The sequence below is a fragment of the Brachybacterium fresconis genome (genome assembly GCF_017876515.1).
Classification (GTDB): domain Bacteria; phylum Actinomycetota; class Actinomycetes; order Actinomycetales; family Dermabacteraceae; genus Brachybacterium; species Brachybacterium fresconis.
The window spans coordinates 759,855-782,095 of record NZ_JAGIOC010000001.1 but is presented as its reverse complement, the minus strand read 5'-3'; the positions used below and the strand labels follow the sequence as shown (position 1 = coordinate 782,095).

The window sequence follows — 22,241 nt, the reverse complement described above, 5'->3', positions numbered from 1 at the left end:
AGACGCGGAGGGGAACCGAATGCGCATCGGGATCGTCGGGGCCGGAATCGGAGGCCTGGTCGCCGCAGCGGGCCTGCAAGCGGATGGGCATGACGTTTCCATCTACGAGCGACGCCCCGATGCAGGAGCGGCCGGCGCTGGACTCACCCTTTTTGGCAACGCAATCGCGGCTTTGGAGGTGATCGGGCTCGGTGAGCTGGTGCGGGAGGTGAGCAGTACCGCCTTGGGGCGGTTGCGCTCAGGCCAACGTCAACCGTCCGGCCGATGGCTGGTCTCCCTGCAGCCTGCTGAATCCCCGAGCGTGCGAAGCCTGCACCGCAATGACCTGCATCGGGTGCTCGTGCAGCGCCTGGAGCCGGAAACGCTCCACCTCGCCCAGACGGCACGAACGTCCGCCGACGGATTGCCGGTGCTGAGCATCGACGGCCACGAGGAGCGCTTCGACCTGGTGATCGCCGCCGATGGCATCCACAGCGTTGCCCGCGCGCGATGGGGGCTGGATCGAGGACTCCGCTACGCCGGATACACCGCCTGGCGCGGCGTCACGACCTCCACCGGGCACCTCTCGGACGAGGCCGGAGAAACCTGGGGGCGAGGCGCACGCTTCGGGATCGTGCCGCTCCCCGACGACCGGGTCTACTGGTTCGCCACCCGCACGACGCCGCCTAGTTGTAGTTGGTCATGACGTTGTCGACGCCGACGTTTCAGACACCCTCCACCGCCTCTTCGACTCCTGGCACACCCCGATCAAGGAACTGATCGACGGGACACCACCGCAGCAAATCCTCCGGCACGACATCTACGACCTCGCCGCCTTCCCCGCGACCTTCGTCCACCGTCGAGGCGTACTACTCGGAGACGCCGCCCACGCGATGACTCCCGACCTCGGCCAAGGCGCAGGTCAGGCCATCGAGGACGCCGCCACCCTGACCCTGCTCCTGCGCGGTGCCAACGCAGATGACCTCGATCGAATCCTCCAACAGTTCGATCGTCTTCGACATTCGCGCACCCATGGACTATGGCGCCAGTCACGCCTCACTGGACGCGTCGCACAGGCGGCAAGCCCGCTCGCCGTCCGTCTGCGCGATACCGGGCTCCGTGCCGCACCGTCCCCACTGATCGCCGGCGCCATGACCAAGCTGCAACAGTGGAAGGCACCGCTTGACCAGACACAGGCTGCTCGCAAATCGCGGATAAAGCGGAGCGGTCAGAAGGGCACGGATATCGTCATCGAGAGCGGAGCTACGCCGGTATCGGTTCGCGTGCGGGGTCACGGTCCGGGAGTCGTCCTCGTGCCCGGCGGTATGCAGACTGCCGCCGACCTCGACCGGCTCGCCGCATTCTTGGCGACAACATTCACAACGATCACAATCGACCGGCGTGGGCGCGGCGCAAGCTCCAATCTTTCGTCCCTGGGCGGCATGGACGCCGAGGCTGAAGATGTACTCAATGTCGCCAAGACCATGAATGCGCACCATCTGTTTGGCCTCTCAAGCGGTGCGCTCATCGCCCTGAAAGCGGCCCAGATCGAACCGAACCACATCGATTCTGTAGCTCTCTACGAGCCACCACTCGCAACATCCGGCTATCACGAGGCGTTCGACTGGACAGACGACGTGGCGCAGATGCTGGAAGCAGATCAGAAAGTCGCCGCGCTCACGCGGATGATTGAGGTTGTCGGCGACCATTGGGCCGTCAAGCTCGCACCTCGCGTCCTCTTGAGACTTGTCGCGGCCACCGCGCTGCGCTGGGGTCGGGGAGCCGACGGAGAAAGGCTTGAGACGCTGTTGCCCACGTTCCGCCAAGACGCTCGAATCGTTCGTGAAGCCCGTGCCATGCTCCCGGCGGTCCCCACTATAAATGCAAGAACGTTGCTTATGAGCGGTGACCGTGCGGCCGAATCACTGATCGCCGCCCTCAACGTGCTCGAACGTGAACTGCCCAACGCTCGCCGCATCCAATTGCAGGGGGTCGGCCACCTCTCGGCTGCAAATGGCGGCAACCCGCAACGGATCGCCTCGACACTCAAGGCATTCTTCAAGAACACTTCGGCTCCGTGAGCTTGCCAACACCGAGAAGCAAGGACGCCGTACTGCGGCAGAGGTGCCGCGCGGCTCGGGAGAAGGATGCCCGGGCAAGGTCGTGCCCGTCACCGATTAGGGTGTGCTCCCGACAATAGCGAAAAGAAAGGGTCCGATATTGTATAAGCGAATCGTCAGGGCAAGGTGCGAGCCGTTTTTGAACGAATCAACGCGGGTGACTACATGGCGATGGTCGACGGACTCGCCCCGTCGTTCGAATACCGCTTTCACGGCGATCACGCGCTGGGCGGCCGCCGCACAACACGCGAGTCGATGATCCGCTGGTGGAAGCGCATCCTCGATCTTCTTCCGGGAGCTCGCTTCGATATCCACGACATCCTGGTCAGCGGTGGGCCGTGGAGGACTCGCATCGCTGTGCGGGCATCGATCTCGGGTGATCTGCCTGGGAACGTACGCTACGAGAACACGGTGTTCCAGTTCATGACACTTGCATGGGGCAAGGTCATCTCCGTGGAAACCGTGGAAGACCTTCAAGTGCTTGAACGAGCACTTGCCGCCGTCGCAGAGAATGGAAATCCCGAGCCTCTCGCCGCACCCATCAATGACTAGGGCGTGTCTCCCATAGGTGAGCGGCAGGCTGCGAGATCGTGACCGTATGGCACGAACGACGTCGAGGTTCCGCCAGTTCACCGACGAGCAGTGGGAACGGATCGAGCCGCTGCTGCCGTCCAACGCCGGTCGGCAGGGGCATCCGTTTCGCGACAATCGCAGAATCGTCGAAGCGATCGTCTACCGCTACCGGACGGGCATCCCGTGGCGGGACCTGCCGCGGGACGAGTTCGGTCCGTGGCAGACGGTCTGGAAGCGCCATGCTCGCTATGCCGCGGACGGCACCTGGGACCGGATCCTGCAGCGCATCCTCGCCGACGCAGACGCTGCCGGGATGATCGACTGGGATGTGTCGGTCGACGCGACCATCTGCCGTGCCCACCAGCACGCGACGAACACCAGCCGTCTCGACCAGGACACAGGGGGCACGGTCGAATCACAGGAACCTGCCGGCCAGCGAGTGTGAACCCGCAGGCCACGGCATCGGGCGGTCGCGCGGCGGGTTGACCACGAAGATCCACAGTGCCGTCGACGGGCATGGCCGGCCGCTGGCGTCGGTGGTCACCGGCGGTCAGCGCAACGACGGCGCGATGCTCCACGAGGTCTTGGCCGAAATACACGTGCCTCGCCGGGGGCGGGGTCGGCCGCGCTCTCGGCCGGATGCGGTGCTCGCCGATCGGGCCTATTCGAATGGCGCGCTGCGCCGCGAACTACGGCGTCGCAGGATCACCGCCGTGATCCCGGAAAAGCGGGACACGATCGCCGCCCGCGCCCGCCGCGGCAGCGCCGGTGGCCGGCCTCCGGCGTTCGACGCCGGCTTGTACAAGGGCCGCAACGTCATCGAACGATCCTTCGCCCTGGCCAAGCAATGGCGAGGCCTTGCCACCCGCTACGACAAACTCGCGATAACCTACCGCGCCGCCGTCACCCTCTGCGCCATCATGACCTGGCTACGCGCCACGGGGTAGAGTAGAGCCCTATATGTGCTTGCGTCGTTCGTTGAACTGCACCCTATGGTCGTCCGGACCGACGACGGTCGCATAAGTACCCCACGGCTCTTCGACCGGTTCTGAAACCTCTGCTCCGCGAGAGTGCAGAACTTCGATGGTCGTGGCGATGTCGCTGCTGGCGAAAGTCAGATTCGCACCTTCCCCTGGAGACCGGCCAAAAGCTGCAGCAGCCAATAGGACGATGGCGGTCTGTGCACCGGCCGGGCGCACTTCCAGCCAGCGAGCTCCGCCGCCCATGTCGGCATCGGTGATGACTTCAAATCCCAGAACGTCTCGGTAGAAGGCGAGACTCTCATCCTGGTCGGTCACATACAGGATCGCAGACGCTATGTGAGTGATCATGGCATGACAGTACGGCTCCTGCCCGCCGCTTAGCAAGGCATCAACCGTACCGACGTCACGAAACTATTCGCGATGCGTCCCAGAACTCGTTCACGATCGCGACGACAGCGTTGTGCACGTCTGACGCCAACAACGTGGCGCAGCACCGATCTGATTACGCCCTATGGGAGACACGCCCTAGACAGTAGGAATCGGATCTTCCCCGGTTGGACGCCCTGCTACTACGCCGAACTCAGCACACTGCTCGGGGCCTTAGCTCGCTGCCCCGATCGCGAGCTACTGGTTCCGGCGGTGCACGCCTGAGCTCGGCGTTTCATGCTGAGTTCCGGTTCCTCGCCATCTGCAGCCCTCGATACCTACTCGGGGTCATGCCGGTTGCTTGCCGGAATGCCTCAGAGGCGCGGTTGCGGGAATGCCACCCGACTTTGCGGCCCGCCTGCTCGATGGTGAGATTGGTCTCCCGGAGCAAGCGGGCCATTTCCTCGACCCGCCGCATCGTCAGATACGCCAGCGGCGTTTTTCCGTAAGCATCGACGAACATTCGCGACAGTTGTTTCGTCGACAGATGCACCATCCCCGCCAAGTTTTTCAGTGTCCATGACTCGGCGATCGCCCCACTGAGCGCTTCACGCACTTTGACCGCTTCGGGTCGGGCGGGCGCGAATCGGCGTACCCGCGGATGCACTGGCATGCTCCGCGCTCGCTGCGCGGGTGAGACCCGGTGATCGGTGACGCGGACGTGCGGAGCGATGCGGTCCACGACCGCGAACCAGAGCGCCTGCATCCTGTGGAACCTGGCATCCTCATCATCGAGACTGAGCGCGACCAGCTCATCAAGCCAGGGCATAAGCAAGCCGGCGTGATGCTCACCCAGGCGAATGACCTGTGCCGGCTCGGTGAAGGTCTCCTTGACGAACACCGGCGCATCGAGCCGATCATGCAGAAGGCCCGCGTACTGCCAGAACGCCTGGTCGATCACATAGTCGGTATCCGCGTAGATCGTGGTGACCGTGATGTGCCCCTCGGGTTCGGACCCGCACAGAACGTTCGGGCCAAGCAAGATGACGTCACCGGCACGCACGGGCTTCTGCCCGAATTCACTAAAGAGGATCGCGCTGCCGTCTCTGACGACGATGACCTTCACGCAGTCATACGCCAACGGCCCAATTGGCCGGTGCACGGTCCGGGTCCTCGCGAGCAGCACTTGATAGTTCGACAACGGGTGCTTATCCGTCACCGCTCGTCACCATCATCTTTGAATGCCGTCGAGCGGGATGGTGAGTCGCAAAGATTCCCAGGCGTCTCCTGCTGGAGCTCGAGTGAGGTTCGCGAACGCGGCTGCCGCGGCGGTGAACGTGCCAGAGGAACTTCCTTGCTGGGGACGAGTATCGCCTCGGCCATGACCGCTACTTACGCATCGCGTCTGAGGCTCTGCCGGTTGGCGACGAAACTTGCGGTGACCACGCATGCGGCGGAGACGGCAACCGCCGAGAGCAGCGGTGCCGCAAGGTCCGCAAGCCCGAGCCCGGGTGTTGCCAGGAGCGTCGTCGGTGCCCAGGGAGTGAGCGCATCGATGCTGCTCAGCAGCGGCAGCAACAGCATCAACACCGTGGCGGCGGCGATCGCGGCGGCGGTGCGCCGGGTGAGCACCATGATGAGGTAGCCGATGCTCATCGCCATGACGAGGTAGATCGTCGAGGTGATACCGACGGTGACGATCAGTTCGGTCTCGATCGGCCCGAGGAACATGACTGTGAGCCCGGCGGCGAGCAGGAGCGCCACGGTGTAGCTGGCGATAACGGCGATCCAGCCGATGGCGAGGCGGGGCACTGTGAGCCGGGCGAGGTGTCTCACGCGGGTGCGGTAGAAGATCGAGGAGCCTGGCCGGGCATCCCAGTTCAGCGAGGTGATCGCGACGGCGACGGCGAGGATGAGTCCGAGTTGCATGGCGCTCTGGTTGAACAGCGCGATCCCGTCTTCCGGCCTCGCGTCGGCGGCTTCGATGGTGAGTTGCTCGGTGCCCGCGGCGGCTCCCAGGATCTCGGGCATGTAGAGGGCGAGGGCGGGGCCGGAGAGCCCGAAGAACGCGAACACGGCAAGCAGCCCGATGAACAGGCCGGAGCGGGTGAGGCGGCGCGTCTCGACGCGCGCCGAGGCAAGGATGAGGCTCATCGGTGTTCCTGATTCTGGACGATGCGGGCGAAGGAGGCGTCGAGGTCGCGGTCGCGCAGGGTGACCTCGATGACGGGCGAACGGAAGATGTGCAGGGCGGTCATGAGCTGGCTCCCGGCGGCCTCGAAGCTGCGGAAGCGGGCGGTGCACAGCGTGTCCGTCTCGAACTCGAAGCGGGCCTCGGGAACAGCGACGGCGAGGTCTGCGGCGCTGATCTGCGCGGGTGCGCCGAGACGGATCGTCCAGACGGGTTCGAGGCCGTCGGTGAGGATCGATGCCGTGGTGCCCCGGGTGACGACGCGGCCCTGATCGATGACGACGATGTGGTCGGCGAGCTGTTCGACCTCGCTGAGCATATGGCTGGAGAGCAGGATGCAGCGGTGACGTTTCTGCTCGGTGATGATGTCGCGCACGTCGGCGCGGCCGATGGGGTCGAGCGCGCTGTTCGGCTCGTCGAGGATCAGGATCTCCGGATCGGTGACCAGTGCCGCGGCGATCCCGAGGCGTTGCAGCATGCCGCGAGAGAAGTCCGCGACACGACGATCCATCACCGAGCCGAGACCGCACGCCTCGAGTGCTCCGCGTGCGAAGCCGTCGCCGCCGGTGCCGCGGGCGATCCGCACCCGGCCCGTGCTCTCGCGTGAGACGGCGAGGGAGGTCTCCACGACTTCAAGGGCGGTGAGCCAGGACTCGAACTGGGGTACGTCGGGGCAATACGCCACTCGCGCTTTCGGCGAGGCGAAGTCGACGGTGCCCGACTCGGCCTGGGCGAGGCCCGCGATGATGCTGAAGAGCACGGTCTTTCCCGCCCCGTTAGGGCCGATGACCGCGGTCACGGCGTGTTCGTCGGCGGTGAAGCCGATGCCCCGGACGCCCCCGCCTCCGGGGTAGACGCGGGTGAGATCCTTGACGGTCAGGGCCGTGGTCATCGCAGGTCCTCATCTCGGAGCTTCTGACCTCGGGTGCGGCCGATGATGAGGTAGACGACCGCGCCGAGCGGGATCGCGAGCAGCACGATCAGCGCCCACGCCCACTTGGGGAGGTGCTGAACGGGTCGCCGGCCAATGTCGATCAGCGACCACCCGATCAGCAGGACGGCGAGGACGAGCACGGGGATGAGCGGGATGAGCATCGCCGCATCGAAATTCACGAGATTCACAAATGGTTCCGTTTCGTTCAAAGGAGTTCAGTTGCCGAGCACGCGGGTGCTGCGGAAGCCCCGTGCGGTCAGCCGGATGAGGATGAGGCTCGCGAGCAGGGTTACCGCCAGCACCAGTGCGAGTGCGGGCAGCACCCACTCGGGCAGGAGCAGCACCGAGGGCACCGCGATGAGCGCGGGCAGCATCGCCACGAGGCGGATGGGACCGCCGTTGAGCCCGGCCTTGGTGTCGAGGCTGCTGGGGTACAGCAGCGCGCCGAAGAGTGTCGCGGTGGCCGACCACAAGCCCATCGACAACGGCACGACGACCAGTGCGAAGCCGTAGGTCGGTGACAGCGACACCGACGCCCCGATGACGAGGGAGGTGATCACCGCAGCGAGGAAGAAGGCGAGCATCGCGACGATCCAGGCCACAGCGGTCAGCACGAGCGCGGCACCGAGATAGGCCGAGAACAGGTGCCGACGCGGGATCGGCCCGGCCAGTAACGCTTCGATCCCGCCGCCGGTGATGTCGTCGGCGACTACGCCGGGAAGCGTCAGCGTAGCGACGATGGCCACGAGCATCCCCAGGATCGCCGGAGTCATCGTCAGCAGATACGAGGTCATCGGCAGGAATTCCCCGGCCGTGTCGCGAACGGCGACCAGCCCGTCGGGGTCGCTGGGAATCAATTCGGGCATGTTCGCCAGCGTGTTCACGCCGCCGGAGCCGAGGAAGACGAGCACCCCGAGCGCTCCGCCGACAAGGGCGGCGAGCCACACGGCGGTGGTGCCCTGCTGTATCCAGGCGCGTCTCGCGAACGCGGACACGCGGCGTCGGGCAGGGGCGGTGGTTGTGGTCATGCGTGGGCCTCCAGCACGTCGAGGATCGTCGTCTCGGTCACCGCTTCGTGGTCGCAGTCCAACTCGATGAGGTCGCGGCCCTGGACGATCAGGAAGTGCCGCGCCAGTTCGAGCGCTTCGGGCACGCTGTGCGTGGAGTAGAGCACCGTGCGGGTCTCGCCCCATTCGCTGAGCAGGGCACGGGTCTGCGCGGCGTAGACCGGATCAAGGCCGGTGAGCGGCTCGTCGAGCACGATGAACTCGGGATCGGTCATCGCGAGCCGTGCCAGATCGACCCGTTGCCGTTGACCCCGGCTGAGCGAGGACACCTTCTTGTCGAGCAGATCGGCGAGGTCGAAACGCTCAACCAGTTCCTCGGCGGGGACGACGGTGGCATCCGGGTAGGTGCTCGTGATGTTCTCCCAGAACCGCAGGTTCTCTTCCACAGTGAGCGCGCTCGCGAGCGCGGACTCGTGCCCGAGATAGCCCACGCTGGACCGGACGGCAGCGCCGTCGGCCACGGTAGAGCCGAGTACCGTGCAGGTGCCGCTCAGAGCGGGGATGATGCCGCACAGCGTGCGCATCAGCGTCGTCTTGCCCGAGCCGTTGCGGCCCAGCAGTGCGGTCACGCCCGGCCGCAGCGACAGGTCGACCGGACCGAGCACCTCGGTGTCGCCGTAACCCGCCACGATCCCGGAGACGTTGGCAGTATCGGTCGCGCTCATTCGTCTGCCTCCGATCCCTTCTGTGTCGCTTCTCGCTGAGCGGCGTCTCCTGGCCCGGCTTCTGCTCGCGGCATCAGCACCGTGCTGAGAGTCCGGCGACGACGATCCGGGGTCGCATCGTTGGCCAGCAGGCCTTCGAGTGCCGCCATGAGGGCGCGGCCGAACTCATCGACCTCCTCATCGCTCGCCCAGAACGAGGCCTGAGCGAAACTCACCCGATCGGCGTACAGGTCAGGGTCTCCCGCTTGCAGGTAGTCGTCGAAGTCGCGGATCAGACCCGAGGTGAACACCGTGAACGCCGTCAGGAGCTCCTCGTTGCTCAGAGAGTTCAGCTCCTCCGCCGAAGGGTTCGCGAACCCCGGAGCCAGCCGGTAGGTCTTCTCGCTCGCACCCCGAATCTGCTGCTCATCGGCCACCTCGATCAACTCGTGCTTGACCAGGTGGCCGACGTGCCGGTACAGCGTGGCGATCGGAACATCGGACAACCGCTCATGAAGCTGATGCGTCGTCAGCTCCCCCTCACCCAGCAACGCCTGGACGATACGAAGCCGGACCGGATGCAGCAGCGCTGAAGAAGTAGCCATGCCCCAATGCTATCAGTATTGATATTGATAACGCGAAGTGCCTTCGTGGCTGCACTGTTCACCTCGTCGGTATGACGGTCTCGATGCGCGTGATGAGCGCGGGCGACGGGTACAAGTACCTGCTGCGCACGATCGCCGCCGCCGACGGCGACCGTTCCCTCTCGACGCCGCTGACGAGGTACTACACGGAGGAGGGCACACCTCCGGGCAACTGGATGGGATTGGCCCTGCCCGGTCTCGGTGACGGGCAGATCGGTGCTGGGGATCAGGTGTCCGAGGCGCAGTTGCAGTTGCTGATCGGGATGGGCCGCGACCCCATCACCGGCAAGCCACTGGGCCGGGCGTTCCCGCGGTACGTCTCGGTCGCCGACCGCATCAGCAAGCGCGTGAAGGGTCTTGATCCGGCGTTGGGGATGGGTGAGCGTGCCGAGCAGGTCGCCCAGATCGAGGCCGAGGAGACCGAGCGTGGCAACCGGCGTGCGGTCGCGGGCTTCGATTACACGTTCTCGGTGCCGAAGTCAGTCTCGGTGCTGTGGGGCGTCGCGGACGCCGGCACCCAGGCGCTGATCGCCCAAGCGCATCATGATGCCGTGGCGGAGGTGCTGGAGTTCATGGAGCGGGAGGTCGCCGCGACTCGCACCGGGTACACCGCCGCCGATGGCGCGGTCGCCCAGGTCGATGTCACCGGACTGGTCGCCACGGCGTTCGATCACTACGACTCCCGGTCCTCCGACCCGCAGCTCCACACGCACGTCGTGGTCTCGAACAAGGTGCAGACAGCGTTGGATGGGCGGTGGCGATCGCTGGACGGTCGACCGATGCACGCCGCGGTGGTCGCGTTGTCGGAGCATTACAACGCGGTCCTGGCCGACCGGCTCACCGGGATGCTCGGCCTGGGCTGGGAGGCGCGGGATCGGGGCCGGGACCGGAACCCGGCGTGGGAGATCGTCGGGGTCGGTGAGGAGCTGATCGAGGAGTTCTCCACTCGCTCCCACGACATCGACGCCGAAGCCGACCGGCTCATCGCCGCCTACGTTGCCGAACACGGCCGCCGCCCCTCCGCAAGGACGATCGTGCGGCTGAGAGCCCAAGCGACGCTCGCGACCCGGCCGGACAAGGACGTGCACTCGCTGGCCGACCTCACCGCCGGCTGGCGCGACCGCGCCACCCACGTGCTCGGTGAAGACGCCACCGGATGGGCCAGCCGCATCACCCAGACCCAAGCGGCCCGGCCCCTGCGCGCCGACGACGTGCCGTTGGAGGTGATCGCCGAACTCGGGCAGACCGTCGTCGAGGTCGTCGGTGAGAAGCGGTCGACCTGGCGGCGCTGGAACCTCCACGCGGAAGCGAGCCGGCAGTCGATGGGCTGGCGGTTCGCCAGTGTGCAGGACCGGGAAGCGATCGTCGCGATGATCGCGGATGCCGCCGAGCAGGCCTCGCTGCGGTTGACGCCGCCGGAGCTGGCCTCGAGCCCGGTCGCGTTCCGCCGTCAGGATGGCACGAGCGTGTTTCGTCCGCGGCATTCGACGGTGTTCTCTTCGACCATGCTGCTGGAAGCCGAAGACCGCCTCCTCCACCTGGCCGGCACCCGCACCGGCCCCACCGTCGACGTCGAGACGGTCGAGCGGATCGCCGCGAAGCCAGACCGGCAGGGCCGGGTACTCGGGGCGGATCAGGCTGACGCGCTCACCACGATCGCGGTCTCGGGGCGGGTGCTGGACGTGCTGGTCGGCCCTGCCGGAGCGGGGAAGACCACGGCGATGAACGCGTTGCGGCGGGCGTGGGAGAAACAGCACGGCGCCGGTTCCGTGGTCGGGCTGGCACCGTCCGCGGTGGCGGCGCAGGTGCTGGGTGATGACCTCGGGATCGCCACGGAGAACACGGCGAAGTGGTGGCAGAACCACCTCACCCGCGGCGGCACGTTCAAGGCGGGCCAGTTGGTCATCATCGACGAAGCATCACTGGCCGGCACCCTCTCGCTGGACCGCATCACTGCCCTGGCGGCGCAGGCGGGCGCGAAGGTGCTGCTGGTCGGCGACTACGGACAACTGCAATCCGTGGATGCCGGTGGGGCGTTCGGGATGCTCGTGGCCGACCGCCACGATGATGCGCCGGAGCTGGTGGACGTGCATCGGTTCATCCACGAGTGGGAGAAGACCGCCTCCCTGGACCTGCGGCACGGCCGCACCCTTGTGATCGACACCTACGCGGGTCATGGCCGCATTACCGATGGCGACGGCGAGGGGATGATCGATGCCGCCTACGCCGCGTGGCGGGCCGACCGAGACGCCGGGCAGGTGTCGGTGCTGATCGCCGAAACACGGGAGGACGTGACCGCGCTCAACGCCCGCGCCCGCGCCGACCTTATCCTCGAAGGCCGCATCACCCAGACTCGCGAGGTGACTCTGGCTGAGGGCACCCGGGCGGGGGTCGGGGACACGATCATCACCCGCCGCAACGACCGACGTCTGCGCACGGGCACGGGCCGGGATTGGGTGCGCAACGGTGAGACCTGGCAGGTGACAGATGTGCGCGATGACGGGTCGATCACGATCCGCAAGACCGGCCGCCGGTTCGGGGCGATCGTGCTCCCGGCCGACTACGTGGCCGAGCACGTCGACCTCGGCTACGCCGTCACAGCGCACCGTGCACAGGGCATCACCACCGATACCTCCCACGTCTTGGTCGAGCCGACGACGACGCGGGAGAACCTCTACGTCGCCATGACCCGCGGACGCCAGTCGAATCAGGCGTACGTGGTCCTGAACCGCCCCGACGACCACGCCACCCCACACCCCTCGGACAACCCCGACGCCACCGCCCGATCGGTGCTGTTCGGAGTGCTCCAGCATGTCGGTGCCGAACGCTCCGCCCACGAGACCATCACCGCCGAGCAGGAGACCTGGGGGTCGATCGCACAGCTCGCCGCCGAGTACGAGACCATCGCCGCAGCCACCCAGCACGACCGGTGGGTCAACCTCATCCGCACCAGTGGACTCACGGGCGACCAGGCCGAGGCCGTCATCGACTCCGAAGCCTTCGGCGCCCTCGCCGCTGAACTGCGCCGCGCCGAGGCCAACCACCACGACATCGACCGGCTCCTGCCACGCCTCGTCCGGGCGCGAGGATTCGAGGACGCCGACGACGTCGCCTCTGTCATCCACCACCGCCTCGCTCGGGCGACTGCCCGCCCAGCTGGCTCCGGGCGCAACCGTAAGGCTCCGCGCCTCATCGCCGGCCTCATCCCACACGCCGACGGCCCCATGAGTCGGGACATGCGCGACGCCCTGGACGAGCGCCACCGACTCATCGAAGCCCGAGCCGATGCCGTCCTCGCCACCGCTTTGCAAGACAACGCGCCCTGGACCGGCGCGCTCGGACCGATGCCGAACGACGCACCCGGGAAACGTCTCTGGCGGCGGCGCGCACGGGTGATCGCGGCCTACCGCGACCGGTACACCATCACCGACACCACTCCTGTCGGCGCCTCACCCGATTCAGTCGCTCAGAAGATCGACCGCGCCCGCGCCGAAACAGCACTTCGCGCACTCAACACTCAGCCGAGCCCGGCCCCGGAGCGGCGACCCGCACAACGGATCACCCCTGGACGAGGCTTGTAGGCCGGTTCCCGCGCAGAGAAGAGGGCCTCCCACCGACTGGTCCGAGTGCGGGGACTCAGCTCAGGGAACGTCGGTAGGGGTTCCTACATGGATCGCGTCTGTCCGGGCGCGCTCGGTCTCGGCGAGCGGGAGAACTCGGGGCCCAGCTCCGAACGTTCGATCCCATGTTCCGATGGGCGACGTGTCAGGTGCTCGACGTCCGTGGCATTCGTGACGACACGAGCTGTCCCATCGCGCAGCATCATGTGCGGTCCCGCGCTCGTCACTGAGGTCACCGGGCCAGGCACCGCGCCGACGCCGCGACCCAGCACGCGAGCTTCGGCCGCGACACGGAGTGAGCCTGAGCGCACTCCTGCTTCGACGACGACGCTGGCGTCGGACAGAGCCGCCAAGAGTCGTCCGCGGGCCAGGAACCGATGCCGCGTTGGGGCTGCGCCCGGCGGCATCTCGCTCATCAGCAGGCCGACGTCTGCGACACGGTCCAGCAGTTCCCGGTGACCGGACGGGTAGGGGCGGTCGACGCCACCGGCCAGTACCGCGACCGTGTCCCCGCCCGCAGCCAGCGCAGAACGGTGCGCCGCGCCCTCGATCCTATATGCGCCCCCGGCGACCACTACACGCTCAGCACCGGCGAGATCGGCGGCCAGCTCACCAGCCATGTGTTGTCCGTAGGAAGTCGATGCTCGCGCGCCGGTGATCGTCACGAAGTCCTCCATCGGACGTGCGAAGAAAGACGTCGCGCCTCGTGCCCACAGCACGTACGGGGTGCGATCACCGAGGTCTGCGAGGGCCTTCGGCCAGTGCTCGTCACCCGGTATCAGCACGGTGAAGCCACTCTGCTCGATGCCGTGCATCCGCTCCGCGACATCTTCCAGCCGATGCGCTAGCGCCAGGCGGTCACGCCACATCGCGGCCTCCACACGGTTCAACCCTGGGACTGCGGCCTCGTCGTCGACGAGGCGCAGTGTCTCGACCGCACCGACGCGGACGAGGACACGTCCGGTGACGGGATCATCCGGCTCGGCAAGGATCGACAGCAGCATGCGCGCGGTGCGCTCGTCGTGGGCCAGGTCGGTGGTCGCGGACATGATCTGGGTTCCTTCTCGGTCGGATGACGTGGAGAAGGTGCACGGCACCCGTCAGAGGCGGGTACGTGGGGGCGGTTACGCCGCGACGACGGGAAGGCGTGAGACCCGGCGATCCCGCCACTCCGCGGCCCGGACGCGGAGCAACAGGACGAGACTGACTGGGCCCATGATCGCGAACTTCATCGCGTTCCAGACGCACACCAGTACCAGCACATGCAGCCAGCCCGGTCCGCCATCCTCGATCAGCACTCTCAGGATGCCCGCCACGTACAGGTAGGGGACGGCCAGCAGCATCGCCGGGACACCCCACTTGAGGCCGCGGCGCGTGCGGATCGCATCGAGCAGGATGTTCGTGGGCATGCAGCGGCGCAGGAAGTAGCGGGTGTGGACGCTGGCGGTCAAGATCAGGCGGAACATGAGCGCAGTCCTCTCCTCGTCTCCGGCGACAAGGAATCAAGAAGGACCGCTCCGGCCGAAGCCGTCTGGTCGTCCCACCGCGTCCGGCGATGGTCAAGCAGGTAGAGGCCACCTACAACCCAAAATACTCCTGACATCCGGCGAACGGAAGAGCGTCCTCGGCGAGCTGGTGAGGCTCGCGTGAGATCCTAGAGGGTGACAGTCGGCGATATGGAAGCGGTGCAGGATGGCGAACGGGTTCAAGATCAACAAGCAGGCGATACGGAAGATGTCGCGCGAGATCGAGCGCGAGTTCGCCAAGAACCCTGTCCGAGTGCCGCTGCAGGCTGAGCACAGTGCCGTCTCGCTGCCGGCGGCTACGACGGTCAATAACTACAACGGACCGGTCGTCACTGTGAACGGCGACCACGCCCAGCTCGCATGGGACAACCAGAACGTCACGCAGACTCAGGAGCACAGCGAGCAGGTGGCTCCTGGCTACGAGCAGCTCGCGCAGCTGCTCACCGACATTCTGGCGAGCCTGTCGAGTTTTCAGCTTGATGAGACCGACGGGGCCGAGCTTCGCGAGAACGCCAACCTCGTCCTCCAGGAAGTGGTCAAGTCCGAGCCCGATCAGGGCATCGTGCGCCGGGGCGTCACTCTCATCAAGGGGCTGCTTGCCCCGATCAGCGCGGGTCTCGGGAAGGCCGCGACTGAGGAGACTGCCGAAGCCGCGCGGGAGGTCATCGATGCTCTTGGAACGTCGCTGCCGTTCTAGCAGCCGCATGCCGGTGCCCTTCGACCGCACATCGGGCAACGGCAGCCAGCCGCCCGATGCTGCCCTCTCGTGAGGGTTCCGCGTGTCGGCTCACGAAGGAGCGCGTGCGGTCCAGCATGATGAGTGCAATGAGAATCTACAGATAGGTGACCGTGTCACCGGTAGGAGGCATCCGGTGACGACACCAGCCCTGGCGCAGCGCGCTGAAGCATGTTCGTGGTGGAACCTCCGCAACGCCCTTGATCATGGCCCATTCCGTCTTGGCATGACTGGGTCTGTCAAGCGCGCTTTCGCGATGCGCACCGCAGGATGGCTGACGTGAGAACCGGCCACGTCTGGTCGACAACGGAGGTTGTCGGTAAGAACACCGTCCGGCAATTGCTGGTTCCTGCCCACGACGGGCTCGACCTCGCGGACAGCGACGTCCCGCACGTTCGAAGCAGGTATGGCCACTGGCTGACCGCATCAGGACCAGGCGAGCCGCTCGGGGAAGGGATCGCCGCCGTCCTTCCAGAGGACAGCGCGTCAAGCGACGAGATCACTTGGACTGGATCGAGACGCCTCATACCTGCGGATGCCGTGCGGGACTCGTTCGACGGAGCGATCGGGTTCACGACCCACAGTAGGCCACACAGCCTGCGCCGTCCGCAGATCGGGGCGCTGCATTCCATCGTCGGATACCAGTCCTCGGGCCTCACTGAGCCGGGAATCGTGGTGATGCCAACGGGGACTGGCAAGACCGAGACCATGCTGGCGTGGCTGGTCGCGCAGCGTCCGGAACGTGTCCTCGTCGTGGTCCCCTCCTCGGCTCTGAGAGAGCAGATCGCATCGAAGTTCGAGACGCTTGGCATCCTCCAGCGGGAGGGCATCGTCGGTCCGAGCGCTATGAGACCGCGGGTCGGGCGGGTCGCTGGACGATTTGACAGCGAAGAGGACGCATCCGCTTTCGTGGCTGCCTGCAACGTCGTGGTGGCGACTCCGAACGCGATCCACGCGTCGGAGCCGGCCGTACGGCGAGCGTTCTTCTCCGAGTTCACGCATCTCCTGGTTGATGAGGCGCACCACGCGCCGGCGCGAACGTGGACGGAAATCATCCGTGCCTTCGGTGAGCGTCCCGTGCTGCTGTTCACCGCGACTCCATACCGGCGTGACGGGTTGACGTTGCCGGGACGTGTGATCTTTCGTTTCCCGCTACGGGAGGCGCAGAAGGAGGGCTACTTCAGCACGATTGACTTCACGGCCGTCCTCGATCTGGATGACGATGACGAAGAGCTTGCCCTGTCCGCGCTGTCCCGGCTTCGCAGCGATCTGGCCGCCGGGCACGAACACCTGCTGCTGGCGCGGGTCGGGACGAAGCCCCGAGCCGACGAGATCCACGCGCTGTACTCACGGCTCGCCCCCGAGTTCGCTCCGAAGGTGATTTACGACTCGCTGCGCGCGAGCGAACGTGACGCCGCGATCCACGCCATGCGCGAGCGCTCCAGTCGAGTGATCGTCTGCGTCGACATGCTGGGCGAAGGGTTCGACCTCCCCACGCTCAAGGTCGGAGCGTTCCACGATACGCATCGATCCCTGAGTCCGATGGTCCAGCTCATCGGCCGGCTCGCCCGTACGTCTGCTCCAGTCCCGGTCGGCACAGCGAGCGTCTTCATCCGCCAGGACCCGAAGCAGGCGCTCTCGCCGCTGCGGTTTCTCCTGCGCGAGGATCCCGACTGGGACAAGGTCCTCAGCGACATCACGGAGCGTGCAACAGAGCGCGCCGACGAGATCAGCGAGTTCGAGGCATCGTTCGTCGACAACCCGCCGGACGTACCTGTTGGCCTGCTGGAACCGAAGATGAGCGCTCGCGCCTTCGCGACGACGACAGTCGACTGGGACCCACTCGCCGCCCGTTCCGTCTACGGCGACACGATCTTGGACGGCCTGATCAGCGTCAACCGCGAGGACACCATCGCCTGGTTCGTGATCGAGACCGTCTCCGACCTCCGCTGGGGAGACATCCCATCCCTGCGCGCGACTGACTACACACTCGTCGTGCTCTTCCTCGACCGGACCCAAGGTCTCCTCTATATCCACTGTTCCGATACGAAACGGAGTCTTGACGATCTCGTCGAGGCGGTGGTCGGGCACGAGCCGATGCCCGTCAACGGCTACGACACCTTCAAGGTCTTCGCAATGCTCGACCGTCTCGTCCCGACGAACATCGGGCTCCTCGATGCTCGGGATCGCGACAAGCGCTTCTCGATGCACGTGGGCAGCGATGTCGAGACCGCGCTGACGGAAGCTGAACGCAACCACAAGTCGAACACACACGTCGCAGCCAAAGCTTTCCAGGAGGGAGAGCGCGTCACCATTGCTGCGGCGCTGTCAGGGAGATTCTGGTCGATGCGAACTGCGTCGAACCTCGCGGAGTGGCGCCGGTGGTGTCGCGATCAGGGTGCAAAGCTCCGGGATCGTTCCGTCGACGTCCGCTCGCTGTTTCGCGACATGATCGTCCCTGTCGATGTCAAGGAGCGGCCCCCGTATCCGTTTCTCGCGGTCGAGTGGCCATGGGAGCTCTACGTCGGCACTGGAACGTCCTCACGCGTCACCTTCAACGATAACGGCGTCCCGCTGACCGACGCCGGATTGAGGATCGACGATTACGGCGTCGACGGCCCGCTTCGTTTTTCTGTCGTCACACCTACGTGGGAGCTCCCGTACGAGGCACGGTTCGGTTCGACCGGTGTCCACTATCGTGCGCTGGGTGACGATGCCACGGTCGAGGGAGGGCGCGGATCGACGACGCCCCTGTCAACCTGGTTGAACAACCACAAGCCCACGCTCCTTCTCTCGGGCGACCGACTGATCACTGGCGATGACCGGCTGCTCGCGCCTCGAACCGAGCTTCCGCCATACCCCCGCGACAACCTGCGTTCTCTCGACTGGGCCACCGGAGGTGCGAACATCACCGTCGAATCGCAGGGTCCCGATCGCAGGGCAGACTCGATCCAGGCATTCATGGCACGCTATCTCGGCGAGAACCAGACCTTTGACGTCCTCATCGACGATGACAGGTCGGGTGAGGCGGCTGACCTAGTCGGCATCCGAGTCGATGGAGGGGACCTGCACGTCACGCTCGTGCACTGCAAGTACTCCTCGAAACCAGATGCAGGATCCCGGCTTGCCGACCTCTACGAAGTTTGCGGCCAGGCGATGCGCGGCGCACGGTGGCGAGATCACGCCGCGCTACCGCTCCTCGAACACCTTGATCGCCGGGCCGCAGGCTACACGCGTCGCTTGGGTGGGTCGGCGTTCGAAATCGGGGATCGCGAAAAGCTCTTCCGGATCAGGCAGCAAGCGTCTCTGCTGTTCCCGCGGTTCACGACGATCATTGCCCAGCCAGGGCTGAGCATCGGTTCAGCGAGTGACGAGCAGCTACGACTCATCGCCGGTGCCGCCTCATACGTGCAGACTGTGACGAAGGGCGGGTTTGAGGTCTACGGATCGGCCTGATCGCACTGAACTATCGTCCGTGGGAGTCGCGCAGCACGACCCCGGCTGTGAGCAGACGGGTCCTGACCGTCCCGGCCGAGTAGCCGAGTGTTGCCCCGATCCGCTCAAGCGAGGCTCCTTCGTTGTAGCGGGTCTGCATCTCAGCCATCTCTTCCCGAGTAGGGGGCTGCCTCCGTAGCCTGACTCCGCGTTCGCGGAGGAGGCGCGACAACCGCTCGTGCCCGATCCCGACTTCCTTCGCGATCGCCTTCAACGACCTTCCCGCGAGGTACGCGGCTTCTGCGTCACGAAGCGCCGCCTCGTCCGGTCTGGGTACCTGAGCGACCTTGCGCCTCCGAGGGCGCGAGGGACAAGTGCGCTTCCGAATGGCCTGGTGGCTTGCGGACATGCGTGCCAACGGCGGGGCAAGTTTCGACAAGCCTCCCGCTAGGTCCACTCGAGAAACCGTGAGACAGTGACTCGTCAGAAGGGCCCCACCGTGAGGTGGGGCCCTTCTGCTGTCCGGGCTCAGCGCCCGCGCATCTCTGCGGTCCTACGGCGGCGGTGTCGTGCGGCTGCTCAGCCCTCGCTGTCCAGCTGCGCCATGGCTTCGGCGGGGTAGCGGTCGCCCTGGGCCGCACCGACGGGCAGGGCCGCGTCGATCCGGGCCAGGTCCTGTTCGCCCAGGTGCACCGCGGAGCTGGCGAGCATCGAGGTCACCTGGTCGACACGGCGCGCGCCCACGATCGGTACGACGTCCACGCCCTGGGCGGCGACCCAGGCGATCGCGAGCTGCGCCATGGTCGCGCCCTGCGCGGCGGCGATGCCCTGGATCTGCTCCAGCAGCGCTCGGTTGCGCTCGAGGTTCTCCCCCTGGAAGCGGGGGAAGGCCTGCCGCGCGCCGCCGGTGCGGCCGGCGACCATCCCCTTGGCGAGCACGCCGTAGGCGGTCACGCCGATCCCCAGCTCGCGGCAGGTGGCCAGGATCCCGTTGTCCTCGATGTCGCGGGTGAGCAGGGAGTACTCGATCTGCAGATCGCTGATCGGGGCGATGGCCGCGGCCCGACGGATGGTCGCGGGGCCCACCTCGCTGAGCCCGATGTGGCGCACATATCCCGCCTCGACGAGCTCCTGGACGGCTCCGATGGTCTCCTCGATCGGCACCTCCGGGTCCAGGCGGGCGGGTCGATAGATGTCGAGGTGGTCGACGCCGAGACGGCGCAGCGAATAGGCCAGGGAGGACTTCACGTGCTCGGGACGGGTGTCGAATCCGGCGGGCATGCCCTCGGGGGTGACGGTGGCGCCGAACTTCACCGAGAGCACGGCGTCGTCCCGGGAGCGCTCGCGCAGGGCGCGGCCGATGAGCATCTCGTTGTGGCCGGCCCCGTAGAAGTCCCCGGTGTCGATGAGGGTGCCGCCGACGTCGAGATAGGCGTGCAGCACGCGGAGGCTCTCGGCGTCGTCGGTGGGGCCGTAGACCCCGGACAGGCTCATGGCCCCCAGTCCCGGGGAGGTGACGATCGGGCCGGTCGTTCCGAGGCGGCGGGTGGTGGGTCGGTGCGTGGACTGTTCTGTGGTGGTCATGGCGACCAGCCTGCGCGCCGAGCGGCTCCGGGACGAGGCCCGGAGCATCGGGGGAGAGCCTCTCCCTGGATGCGGCGGGCGCGGGGGAGCAGGATGGGGTCATGACTGCCCGCCAGGAGCTCCACGACCTCGCCGACTTCCTCCGCCGCCGCCGCGCCCTGCTGCGTCCGGTCGACGCCGGCCTGCCGGAGGGCACCCGCCGACGCACGCCCGGACTGCGCCGGGAGGAGGTCGCGATGCTGGCCGGCGTCTCGGTCGACTACTACACGCGGCTCGAGCAGGCGCGCAGCTCGACGCCCTCCGTCGGGGTGATCACCGGCATCGCGCAGGCACTGCAGTGCGATCAGGACCAGCGCGATCACCTGTTCCGTCTGACGGGGCACCCGACGCCGCCGCGCCGTGCCGGTCGGCATGTGCGCCCCGGGCTGATCGCCCTGGGCAATCGCCTCACGGATCTCCCGGTGGTGATCACCACCGATCTCGGCGAGGTGCTCTGGGCAAATCCGCTGGGACAGGCCCTGCTGGGTGATCAGCTGGAGGGGACGCCGCGAGAGCGCAACATCATCCTGCGCTGGTTCACCGACCCGTCGGGCCGCCATCTCGCCGAGGAGCAGTGGGAGCGGATCTCCGCCGCCCATGTCGCCGACCTGCGCGCGGCCTTCACCCGCCGCAGCGGCGACCGGGAGGTCACCGCCCTGGTCCAGGAGCTGCAGGCGGCCAGCTCGGAGTTCGCGCGCCTGTGGGACCTCCACGACGTCGGCGTGCGCCGCTCGGACCGCAAGACGATCATCAACGGCGAGGTGGGAGCGATCGAGATGCGCTGCGAGGTGCTGCTGACCCCCGACGAGGACGTCGCGATGCACGCCTTCTTCCCCCTGGAGGGCACCGGCGCCCAGGAGAAGCTGGACCTCCTCGCCGTCATCGGCACGCAGCTGATGCGCAGCAGCTAGAGGCCCGGCGCCTCCCACCGGAACCCGTCGGGGTCGGTGAGCTCACCGAGGTCGCCCACGATCGCGAGCCGATGGGATCCGCTGCCCTCGGCGGCGACACCGGCCGCCTTGGCCAGACTGCTGCGCTTGAGCAGAGCGAGCGAGATCGGCCCGGTGGCGAAGCTGGCGTACTTGCGTCCGTAGCTCTGGGCGACCTCGGTGCCGCACGCCACGTAGAACTCCTTGCTGGGGGCGACCGCGGCCACCCCGAGCTGCAGCACGAGCTCGTCGACCGTGCCGGGTGCGGCGCCGGTGGGCTTCTTCGAGGAGGTGGCGACGGTGACCACTGTCCCGTCGGGCGCCAGGAGCGTGCCGCCGTAGCCGAAGAGGTTCCTCGTGGCGGGCTTCACGGCGCGCGCCCCGGCGGCGGTGCCGGCGGCCATGAAGCCGTCGACGACGCCGGGGTCGGGCACGACCAGCGACACGGTCGCGCCACGGAAGCCCGTGCTGGACCTCTCGGTGGCGCGGGTGCGGATCCGATCGCCGAGACCCAGAGCCTCGGAGTAGAAGCGGTCGGCGGTCTCGGGGTCGTCGCACTCGAGCAGGAGCTGTGTGATCGTCGTCATGGCGATCACGCTAATGCGGCCGCCGCTCCGTCGCTTCTCGATTCCTGACCGGCTGGCGCAGGATCGTGCGCAGCCTCTCGGGGGCGGCGCGGCGGGGGTCGCCGAGGTAGATCTCGTGGTGCAGGCCGGTGATCTCGAGCCCCCGAGCCGGGATGACCTCCGGCGGGACCACGTCGTCGCGTCCGAGCTCGCGCCGGCTGCGGAACGTCACGGCGTACGCCAGAGGATAGAGGGCCTGAGGCGCGGCCCCCGTAGGCCGCAGAGGAGTTCGGGCCCCCCTGCCC

22 protein-coding genes are annotated in these 22,241 nt (G+C 66.9%); 8 read left to right on the top strand and 14 right to left on the bottom strand.

Going from position 1 to position 22,241, the window contains the following annotated elements; all coding sequences use genetic code 11:
- Positions 1-19: 19 nt before the first annotated feature.
- The 4 genes from JOF44_RS20590 (at position 20) to JOF44_RS03500 (ending at position 3,619) form a co-directional block, all read left to right on the top strand.
- Positions 20-685, top strand: a complete 666-nt coding sequence (locus tag JOF44_RS20590) for an NAD(P)-binding protein (RefSeq protein ID WP_245348835.1) — start codon at positions 20-22, stop codon at positions 683-685.
- A 61-nt stretch (positions 686-746) separates the two neighbouring features.
- Positions 747-2,060 carry an alpha/beta fold hydrolase gene (locus JOF44_RS03510; RefSeq protein WP_342591881.1) on the top strand — a complete coding sequence of 438 codons (1,314 nt, stop codon included), beginning with the start codon at positions 747-749 and terminating at the stop codon, positions 2,058-2,060.
- Between the two features lie 204 nt (positions 2,061-2,264).
- Entirely contained in the window at positions 2,265-2,651 is a 387-nt protein-coding gene (locus JOF44_RS03505; protein ID WP_190247097.1) for a nuclear transport factor 2 family protein, read from the top strand.
- 46 nt (positions 2,652-2,697) lie between these two features.
- Positions 2,698-3,619, top strand: a protein-coding gene (locus tag JOF44_RS03500) for an IS5 family transposase (protein WP_377785326.1) whose coding sequence is annotated in 2 segments (ribosomal slippage) — positions 2,698-3,081 and positions 3,083-3,619 — 921 coding nt in all. Because the reading frame shifts where the segments join, the coding sequence is not laid out codon by codon here.
- A gap of 9 nt (positions 3,620-3,628) precedes the next feature.
- Here JOF44_RS03500 and JOF44_RS03495 read toward each other — a convergent pair.
- The 8 genes from JOF44_RS03495 to JOF44_RS03460 all read right to left on the bottom strand — a co-directional run bounded on the left by JOF44_RS03495 (position 3,629) and on the right by JOF44_RS03460 (position 9,462).
- The gene (locus tag JOF44_RS03495) at positions 3,629-4,003 is read right to left on the bottom strand and encodes a VOC family protein (RefSeq protein WP_209887465.1); all 375 of its coding nucleotides are present in this window, start codon (positions 4,001-4,003) and stop codon (positions 3,629-3,631) included.
- Positions 4,004-4,316: 313 nt separating this feature from the next.
- Positions 4,317-5,147 carry a helix-turn-helix transcriptional regulator gene (locus JOF44_RS03490; RefSeq protein ID WP_223289947.1) on the bottom strand — a complete coding sequence of 277 codons (831 nt, stop codon included), beginning with the start codon at positions 5,145-5,147 and terminating at the stop codon, positions 4,317-4,319.
- Between the two features lie 266 nt (positions 5,148-5,413).
- On the bottom strand, positions 5,414-6,175 hold the full coding sequence (locus JOF44_RS03485; protein WP_190247098.1) for an ABC transporter: 762 nt from the start codon (positions 6,173-6,175) through the stop codon (positions 5,414-5,416).
- Positions 6,172-7,104: an ABC transporter ATP-binding protein gene (locus tag JOF44_RS03480; protein WP_190247099.1), complete on the bottom strand. Its 933-nt coding sequence runs from the start codon at positions 7,102-7,104 to the stop codon at positions 6,172-6,174. The genes JOF44_RS03485 and JOF44_RS03480 overlap by 4 nt, the downstream gene beginning before the upstream one ends.
- Entirely contained in the window at positions 7,101-7,334 is a 234-nt protein-coding gene (locus JOF44_RS03475) for a PLD nuclease N-terminal domain-containing protein (protein ID WP_209887462.1), read from the bottom strand. The genes JOF44_RS03480 and JOF44_RS03475 overlap by 4 nt, the downstream gene beginning before the upstream one ends.
- Before the next feature lie 27 nt (positions 7,335-7,361).
- Positions 7,362-8,174 carry a hypothetical protein gene (locus JOF44_RS03470; RefSeq protein ID WP_209887459.1) on the bottom strand — a complete coding sequence of 271 codons (813 nt, stop codon included), beginning with the start codon at positions 8,172-8,174 and terminating at the stop codon, positions 7,362-7,364.
- Entirely contained in the window at positions 8,171-8,878 is a 708-nt protein-coding gene (locus JOF44_RS03465; RefSeq protein WP_190247101.1) for an ABC transporter ATP-binding protein, read from the bottom strand. The genes JOF44_RS03470 and JOF44_RS03465 overlap by 4 nt, the downstream gene beginning before the upstream one ends.
- Positions 8,875-9,462: a helix-turn-helix domain-containing protein gene (locus JOF44_RS03460; RefSeq protein ID WP_209887456.1), complete on the bottom strand. Its 588-nt coding sequence runs from the start codon at positions 9,460-9,462 to the stop codon at positions 8,875-8,877. The genes JOF44_RS03465 and JOF44_RS03460 overlap by 4 nt, the downstream gene beginning before the upstream one ends.
- A gap of 71 nt (positions 9,463-9,533) precedes the next feature.
- Here JOF44_RS03460 and mobF point away from each other — a divergent pair, with 71 nt between their 5' ends.
- Positions 9,534-13,082, top strand: coding sequence for a MobF family relaxase (mobF, locus tag JOF44_RS03455; protein ID WP_209887453.1), 3,549 nt, complete (start codon positions 9,534-9,536; stop codon positions 13,080-13,082).
- Between the two features lie 83 nt (positions 13,083-13,165).
- Here mobF and JOF44_RS03450 read toward each other — a convergent pair whose 3' ends face one another.
- Positions 13,166-14,170: a DNA-processing protein DprA gene (locus tag JOF44_RS03450; protein ID WP_209887450.1), complete on the bottom strand. Its 1,005-nt coding sequence runs from the start codon at positions 14,168-14,170 to the stop codon at positions 13,166-13,168.
- Between the two features lie 75 nt (positions 14,171-14,245).
- On the bottom strand, positions 14,246-14,587 hold the full coding sequence (locus tag JOF44_RS03445) for a sulfate permease (RefSeq protein ID WP_209887448.1): 342 nt from the start codon (positions 14,585-14,587) through the stop codon (positions 14,246-14,248).
- A gap of 226 nt (positions 14,588-14,813) precedes the next feature.
- On the opposite strand from JOF44_RS03445, the gene JOF44_RS03440 reads away from it, so the two are divergent.
- Complete coding sequence (locus JOF44_RS03440) at positions 14,814-15,344, top strand: hypothetical protein (RefSeq protein WP_209887446.1); 531 nt, start codon at positions 14,814-14,816, stop codon at positions 15,342-15,344.
- A 318-nt stretch (positions 15,345-15,662) separates the two neighbouring features.
- Positions 15,663-18,839, top strand: a complete 3,177-nt coding sequence (locus JOF44_RS03435; protein WP_209887444.1) for a DEAD/DEAH box helicase — start codon at positions 15,663-15,665, stop codon at positions 18,837-18,839.
- A gap of 10 nt (positions 18,840-18,849) precedes the next feature.
- Here JOF44_RS03435 and JOF44_RS03430 read toward each other — a convergent pair whose 3' ends face one another.
- Both JOF44_RS03430 and JOF44_RS03425 read right to left on the bottom strand, forming a co-directional pair.
- On the bottom strand, positions 18,850-18,987 hold the full coding sequence (locus JOF44_RS03430; RefSeq protein WP_209887442.1) for a sigma factor-like helix-turn-helix DNA-binding protein: 138 nt from the start codon (positions 18,985-18,987) through the stop codon (positions 18,850-18,852).
- Positions 18,988-19,397: 410 nt separating this feature from the next.
- Positions 19,398-20,402, bottom strand: coding sequence for an aldo/keto reductase (locus tag JOF44_RS03425; protein WP_209887439.1), 1,005 nt, complete (start codon positions 20,400-20,402; stop codon positions 19,398-19,400).
- A 101-nt stretch (positions 20,403-20,503) separates the two neighbouring features.
- Between JOF44_RS03425 and JOF44_RS03420 the strand changes: the two genes are divergently transcribed.
- Entirely contained in the window at positions 20,504-21,352 is an 849-nt protein-coding gene (locus tag JOF44_RS03420; protein ID WP_209887437.1) for a helix-turn-helix transcriptional regulator, read from the top strand.
- On the opposite strand, the gene JOF44_RS03415 is transcribed toward JOF44_RS03420, so the two are convergent.
- Together JOF44_RS03415 and JOF44_RS21070 are read right to left on the bottom strand one after the other, a co-directional pair.
- Positions 21,349-21,957, bottom strand: a complete 609-nt coding sequence (locus JOF44_RS03415) for a glyoxalase (RefSeq protein ID WP_209887435.1) — start codon at positions 21,955-21,957, stop codon at positions 21,349-21,351. The two genes, JOF44_RS03420 and JOF44_RS03415, sit on opposite strands and share 4 nt — an antisense overlap.
- Before the next feature lie 10 nt (positions 21,958-21,967).
- Complete coding sequence (locus JOF44_RS21070) at positions 21,968-22,168, bottom strand: hypothetical protein (protein WP_342591652.1); 201 nt, start codon at positions 22,166-22,168, stop codon at positions 21,968-21,970.
- Positions 22,169-22,241: the final 73 nt, after the last annotated feature.

Bases quoted from the DNA above. Each gene is read 5' to 3' on its own strand.
- JOF44_RS03495 (WP_209887465.1), bottom strand. From the start codon at position 4,003: ATGATCACTCACATAGCGTCTGCGATCCTGTATGTGACCGACCAGGAT.
- JOF44_RS03480 (WP_190247099.1), bottom strand. From the start codon at position 7,104: ATGACCACGGCCCTGACCGTCAAGGATCTCACCCGCGTCTACCCCGGA.
- JOF44_RS03465 (WP_190247101.1), bottom strand. From the start codon at position 8,878: ATGAGCGCGACCGATACTGCCAACGTCTCCGGGATCGTGGCGGGTTAC.
- JOF44_RS03420 (WP_209887437.1), top strand. From the start codon at position 20,504: ATGACTGCCCGCCAGGAGCTCCACGACCTCGCCGACTTCCTCCGCCGC.
- JOF44_RS20590 (WP_245348835.1), top strand. From the start codon at position 20: ATGCGCATCGGGATCGTCGGGGCCGGAATCGGAGGCCTGGTCGCCGCA.
- JOF44_RS03485 (WP_190247098.1), bottom strand. From the start codon at position 6,175: ATGAGCCTCATCCTTGCCTCGGCGCGCGTCGAGACGCGCCGCCTCACC.
- JOF44_RS03430 (WP_209887442.1), bottom strand. From the start codon at position 18,987: ATGGCTGAGATGCAGACCCGCTACAACGAAGGAGCCTCGCTTGAGCGG.
- mobF (WP_209887453.1), top strand. From the start codon at position 9,534: ATGACGGTCTCGATGCGCGTGATGAGCGCGGGCGACGGGTACAAGTAC.
- JOF44_RS03445 (WP_209887448.1), bottom strand. From the start codon at position 14,587: ATGTTCCGCCTGATCTTGACCGCCAGCGTCCACACCCGCTACTTCCTG.
- JOF44_RS03425 (WP_209887439.1), bottom strand. From the start codon at position 20,402: ATGACCACCACAGAACAGTCCACGCACCGACCCACCACCCGCCGCCTC.
- JOF44_RS03450 (WP_209887450.1), bottom strand. From the start codon at position 14,170: ATGTCCGCGACCACCGACCTGGCCCACGACGAGCGCACCGCGCGCATG.
- JOF44_RS03505 (WP_190247097.1), top strand. From the start codon at position 2,265: ATGGCGATGGTCGACGGACTCGCCCCGTCGTTCGAATACCGCTTTCAC.
- JOF44_RS03440 (WP_209887446.1), top strand. From the start codon at position 14,814: ATGGCGAACGGGTTCAAGATCAACAAGCAGGCGATACGGAAGATGTCG.
- JOF44_RS03460 (WP_209887456.1), bottom strand. From the start codon at position 9,462: ATGGCTACTTCTTCAGCGCTGCTGCATCCGGTCCGGCTTCGTATCGTC.
- JOF44_RS03415 (WP_209887435.1), bottom strand. From the start codon at position 21,957: ATGACGACGATCACACAGCTCCTGCTCGAGTGCGACGACCCCGAGACC.
- JOF44_RS03470 (WP_209887459.1), bottom strand. From the start codon at position 8,174: ATGACCACAACCACCGCCCCTGCCCGACGCCGCGTGTCCGCGTTCGCG.